The following is a 5,198-nucleotide window of genomic DNA, read 5'->3' as shown; positions in this document are numbered from 1 at the left end:
ATGCAATTGGTATAATTATCACTTAAACCCATATTTTGTTGGTGAATCTTTAGTTTACTGGCAGATGATAGGGGGAAATGCTTCAACTAGGTTGCCTCGGCTCTTCTAACCTTTTAATGTTGAATTTGGTTCATGTCTTTATTGGCGTGATTATTTTTAGCACTTCAAATGATAGCGAGAATGTTTATGCAACGAAAGGTGTTGATTATTGACTGCGCCGACGCGCCGGGGCTTATTATGAAAATCACCGCAGCGTGTTTTGAGCATGGTCTTAATATCATTAAAAATAGTGAGTTCGTGGATAATTGCCAAGGCCGTTTCTTTATGCGAACGGAGCTTGAAGGTCACTTTGACTCGCCACGTTTACTCGAAGCATTACGGGCGGTATTACCGCAGCAAAATCATACTAAGTTAGTTGATGTCGGAAAGAAGCGTATTGTGGTGATGGTGACTAAGGAAGCTCACTGTATCGGTGACCTGTTGATTAAATCCTATTCGGGCGCTCTTGATGTCGAGATTGTTGCAGTTGTAGGCAACTATGATGTGCTTGCACCTCTTACTGAAAAGTTTGACGTGCCATTTCATTATATTGATCATCAGGGGATTAATCGCACAGAGCATGAGCAAGCGATGCTTAAAGTGATAGCAAGTTATGAGCCTGATTACCTTGTATTGGCCAAGTTTATGCGGATTTTAACGCCTGAATTTGTTAGTCATTATCCAGATAGAATCATTAATATACATCACTCATTTTTACCGGCTTTTATTGGGGCATCACCTTATCGTCAAGCATGGGAGCGCGGCGTTAAAATTATTGGTGCAACGGCCCACTTTGTCACTAACTCTTTGGATGAAGGCCCGATTATAAAGCAAGACGTTATCCCTGTTGATCACAGCTATAGCGTAGGGGCATTGTCAAAGTGCGGCAGAGACGTAGAGAAAAGTGTGCTAAGCAAAGCTTTGCAATTGGTCATCAATGAGGATGTTGTTGTTTACGGTAACAAGACCGTTGTTTTTTAATTAGCGCGATCAAAAAAGAGGCCAAAGCCTCTTTTTTATTTAAGTCCGTAATATTAGAAATTGACCACGTAAAGATCACTGTCTTGTTCAGTTTGTGCAATATCTTTAATCGTTACTGTACCTCTAGCGTAAGGGGCTATTTTTGCCGCAGTTTTTTCTGCACCTGCGTTAAGGGCAAAGTTATAGAATGATTCACCATTACAAACTAACCTTGGGAATATTCGTTTTTTGTTAATACGATAACTTTTCATTGTATTGTTGAACTGGTAGTTACTGTTACTTGCACCAGCTTTACATACTGATACTAGTGTGCTCTCCATTTGCGGTGTCATTGCTGCATTGGCGCTAAATGCCATAGTTAGGGTGATTCCTGCTACTGCGAGTGTTTTGAACATATCCTGCTCCGACTCTTCCATTGGGGTTCATCATTGAGTAAAGCGCATTACAGGCTATTCATTGTAACGATTGTGTAGCTAACTGTATCAAGGTGTGGAGTCGGGATCATTGTATGACTCAGGGTAACAAAATGTGTCATTTTAGCCATTTTTAGCATAAAAAAAATCCCACTGAATAGTGGGATTTTAAGATTAGGCAAAAAGTCGATTAATCAACAATACGTAACAACTCATTGATGCCTACTTTGCCACGGGTTTTTGCATCGACTTTCTTAACGATAATCGCTGCATATAAGCTGTACGTGCCACACTTTGATGGTAGGTTACCTGAGACCACTACTGAGCCAGCAGGAACACGGCCGTAGTGAACTTCACCTGTCTCACGGTCAAAAATACGTGTGCTTTGGCCGATATATACGCCCATTGAAATAACACTGCCTTCTTCAACAACTACGCCTTCAACAATTTCTGAACGCGCGCCGATGAAACAGTTGTCTTCAATAATCGTTGGGCCAGCTTGCAATGGCTCTAGTACACCACCAATGCCGACACCGCCTGATAAGTGTACATTTTTACCAATTTGAGCACATGAACCGACTGTAGCCCAAGTATCCACCATAGAGCCTTCATCAACAAAAGCACCAAGGTTTACATAAGATGGCATTAATACAGTATTTCTGCCGATAAATGAGCCTTTGCGCACTGCTGCTGGTGGTACAACTCGAATCGCTTCTTCTCTAAAGCGTGCATCATCGTAATCTGCAAACTTCATTGGTACTTTATCGAAGTATTTGGTTTCGCCGCCGTCGATTACACCGTTATCGAAGATTCGGAATGAGAGTAGCACAGCTTTTTTTAGCCACTGGTGAACATGCCATTCGCCGTCAATTTTCTCTGCGACTCTTGCTTCGCCTTTATCTAGCATTGCAATGACATTTTCGACATCGGCACGAACACTTGGCTCTACTGATGTTGGGCTGATCTCTGCGCGAGCTTCAAAAGCCGCCTCTATACGTTGGCGTAAAGCCTCCATTAACTTCTCCTGGTATTTTGGTTATCAATATATCTAAAGTGCACTCGTGAGTGCTTGTCGTAATTTAATCTGTTGAGCTTCATTTAACTGTTCGCCATCGGCAGTTTGTAACAGAAAAAAATCTTCTGCTCGTTCACCAATGGTGGTAATTTTCGCGGCCAATAATCGAGTTTCACATCGAAATAACACTTCGCCTATCCTCGCAAGTAGACCTGGTGAGTCTAATGCAATGAGTTCCATCATACTTGTACCATGACGGCGGGTAGGAGGGAAACTGACTTGAGTGGCTACTTTAAAAGGTTTCATCTTTCTTGAAAGATTTCTAAATTTTGGTAACTTTGGCGTATCACTACTCAGCGCTTTAATTAACGTTTTTTTGATCCCTTGGATCCGCGATAGCTGGGATACTGGTTTACCATCTTGTTCTAAAATAACAAAAGAGTCTAGTGCATAGTCGTCTTTAGAGTTCATGATTGTTGCGTCATGCACATTGATATTTTTATTATCTAAAATCGCCATTACGGTAGCAAATAACTTGGGTTTGTCTTTACCGTATATGAATAGCTCTGTGCCTCCTCTGGTGGTATGTTTTGAGATCAATACTAAAGTTTCATCATGCTTATGCTTTATTATCGCCTCGGCATGCCAAGAAATTTGACTTGGTTGATGACGCAAAAAGTAATCTGCTTTAAAGCGCTGCCACAAGGTATCTAAGTCTTTCTCTTTAATACCGCGCCTAAGTAGTTCTTTTTTAGCTTTAGCTTGATGCTCTCGAACACGGGCTCTAATATCAACAGGCTTCTCTTTACCTCTTGCTAGCACGCGTTGTGTAGCAAAATAGAGATCTCGGAGTAATGAGCCTTTCCAGCTGTTCCATGTTTTTTCATTAGTGGCGCAAATGTCGGCAACGGTGAGGCAGTAGAGGTAGCTTAAATGCACTGCATCACGGACTTTTTCTGCAAAATCACCAACCACATCGGGATCTGAAATATCGCGCCTTTGAGCCGTTACCGACATGACAAGATGGTGCTCAACAAGCCAACTAACCAATCGTCCATCATGGTCATTTAAGCCATGTAGTTTACAGAATTCAAGCGCGTCAACGGCGCCAAGCTTACTGTGGTCGCCGCCTCTACCTTTGCCAATATCATGAAAAATTGCCGCAAGAACCAGTAGGCCTTTCTTAGGTAGTTGATTGATCAGTACTGAGCCGAGCGGAAACTCCTCTTTTTGCTCTGGTTGAGAGAAGCGCTCGATATTGAGTAATAATCTGTGAGTATGTTCATCAACAGTATAGGCATGGAAAAGATCAAACTGCATTTGACCCTCAATACTTCTCCAGGCGGGTAGGTACGCCGACAAAATGCCATGCTTATGCATTAGAGATAGTGCAACAATGCCGCGAGGATGACGCAAGATCTCCATAAAAATTTTACGGCACTGTTCATTGTACATTAAGGCCTGAGTTTGGGCTCTTCTTGCTTGTCTTAAGCTGCGCAGTGTAACGGCATACACGGCTTGAATGTTTGAGTTTTTGGCAACACAAAGAAACAGTTTTAGAATGTTTTCTGGGCTATCAAATAGTGCAGGCTGAAGACTTTCTATGAATTTACCGCGGCGCTGAAATTGAGCATCAATTGCAGCGACTTCTAGGGCTTTTATATGGCCTAGTGTTGCGCGCTTAAAGAGCTGCAACAGCATTTGATTTAGCTCCATGACTCGGCGCACAGTGCGGTAATAGCGCTTCATCATCTGCTCGACAGCCAGTTGAGTCTCATCTTCATAGCCCATTAAATCAGCTACTTGCCGTTGTAGATCAAACAGTAGTCGATTCTCGTCCCGGCCAGAAATTAGGTGCAAGCTACAACGTAATTGCCATAAGAAATCTTGGCATTCTAGTAGTTCTTCGAGTTCATGTGGTTCGAGAAAATCGTACACCACCAAATCTTCTAACTTATTAGCATTGAAGTGTCGCATTGCTACCCAAGCGACGGTTTGAATATCTCGAAGACCGCCGGGGCAGCTTTTTAAGTTGGGTTCTAAATCGAAGGCGTTAGCTCTTTCATGGCGAGCAATTTGCTCATCACGTTTAGCAACATAAAAATCACTACTTGGCCAAAAGTCATCTTGGCGAATATTGTAATACAGCGTGCTATAGAGTCCTTGCGGGCCGCAAAGTAGGCGAGATTCAAGTAAATTGGTGGCGACTGTAATATCACTGCGTCCTTGCGCCATGGTTTCATCAATAGAGCGAACGCTGTGACCAACTTCGAGCCCAGCGTCCCAAAGAAAGGTTATGAATCCCCCCAGTGCTTGCTCAGCTTGCAGAGTTAATGCTCCGTCAGTAAGAAACAGTAAATCAACATCAGACTGCGGATGCAATTCCCCTCGACCATAACCGCCTACAGCCACAAGTGCGATTGCGAACTGTTCTAAACCATGGGAGACCCACTCTTTTTGCAATAGTGCATCAACATGTTGACAACGTTCACTGACAATCGCGCGAATATCAGATTGGCTATTAAAAGAGTCTAGCAATGTGCTGTTTAAGTCGATAAGAACACTTTTTGCTGTTTGGGCACTGTTCATCAATATTTTCTTTAATGCGCTTTACTGGAAGAGTGCAATGATTATCTCTGCAAAAAAAACAAATTAGAAGTGCTTTATCGCTATAAATAATATTGGGATAACAAACAATGGACGGGAAGCGATATTTTGTAAGCTAAGCGCTTAACTTATACCAATTGCAT

Annotated in this window: 4 protein-coding genes; 1 reads left to right on the top strand and 3 read right to left on the bottom strand. The window is 42.5% G+C overall.

The genetic code is table 11. The features are described from left to right. Window positions 1–186 precede the first annotated feature (186 nt). Window positions 187–1,020, top strand: a complete 834-nt coding sequence (gene purU, locus AB4238_RS15405; RefSeq protein ID WP_372034224.1) for a formyltetrahydrofolate deformylase — start codon at window positions 187–189, stop codon at window positions 1,018–1,020. 53 nt (window positions 1,021–1,073) lie between these two features. On the opposite strand, the gene AB4238_RS15400 is transcribed toward purU, so the two are convergent. The 3 genes from AB4238_RS15400 to glnD form a co-directional block, all read right to left on the bottom strand. Beyond that, window positions 1,074–1,415: a DUF3718 domain-containing protein gene (locus AB4238_RS15400; protein WP_372034223.1), complete on the bottom strand. Its 342-nt coding sequence runs from the start codon at window positions 1,413–1,415 to the stop codon at window positions 1,074–1,076. Window positions 1,416–1,623: 208 nt separating this feature from the next. Further along, complete coding sequence (dapD, locus tag AB4238_RS15395; protein ID WP_372034222.1) at window positions 1,624–2,448, bottom strand: 2,3,4,5-tetrahydropyridine-2,6-dicarboxylate N-succinyltransferase; 825 nt, start codon at window positions 2,446–2,448, stop codon at window positions 1,624–1,626. 33 nt (window positions 2,449–2,481) lie between these two features. Further along, window positions 2,482–5,037, bottom strand: coding sequence for a bifunctional uridylyltransferase/uridylyl-removing protein GlnD (gene glnD / locus AB4238_RS15390; RefSeq protein WP_372034221.1), 2,556 nt, complete (start codon window positions 5,035–5,037; stop codon window positions 2,482–2,484). Window positions 5,038–5,198 lie beyond the last annotated feature (161 nt).

The organism is Shewanella sp. 10N.286.45.A1 (assembly GCF_041470405.1).
In the GTDB taxonomy this organism is placed as follows: domain Bacteria; phylum Pseudomonadota; class Gammaproteobacteria; order Enterobacterales; family Shewanellaceae; genus Shewanella.
The sequence above is the reverse complement of the archived record's forward strand: the minus strand, read 5'-3'. Positions and strand labels throughout refer to the sequence as shown.

Bases quoted from the DNA above. Each gene is read 5' to 3' on its own strand.
- purU (WP_372034224.1), top strand. From the start codon at position 187: ATGCAACGAAAGGTGTTGATTATTGACTGCGCCGACGCGCCGGGGCTT.
- AB4238_RS15400 (WP_372034223.1), bottom strand. From the start codon at position 1,415: ATGTTCAAAACACTCGCAGTAGCAGGAATCACCCTAACTATGGCATTT.
- dapD (WP_372034222.1), bottom strand. From the start codon at position 2,448: ATGGAGGCTTTACGCCAACGTATAGAGGCGGCTTTTGAAGCTCGCGCA.
- glnD (WP_372034221.1), bottom strand. From the start codon at position 5,037: ATGAACAGTGCCCAAACAGCAAAAAGTGTTCTTATCGACTTAAACAGC.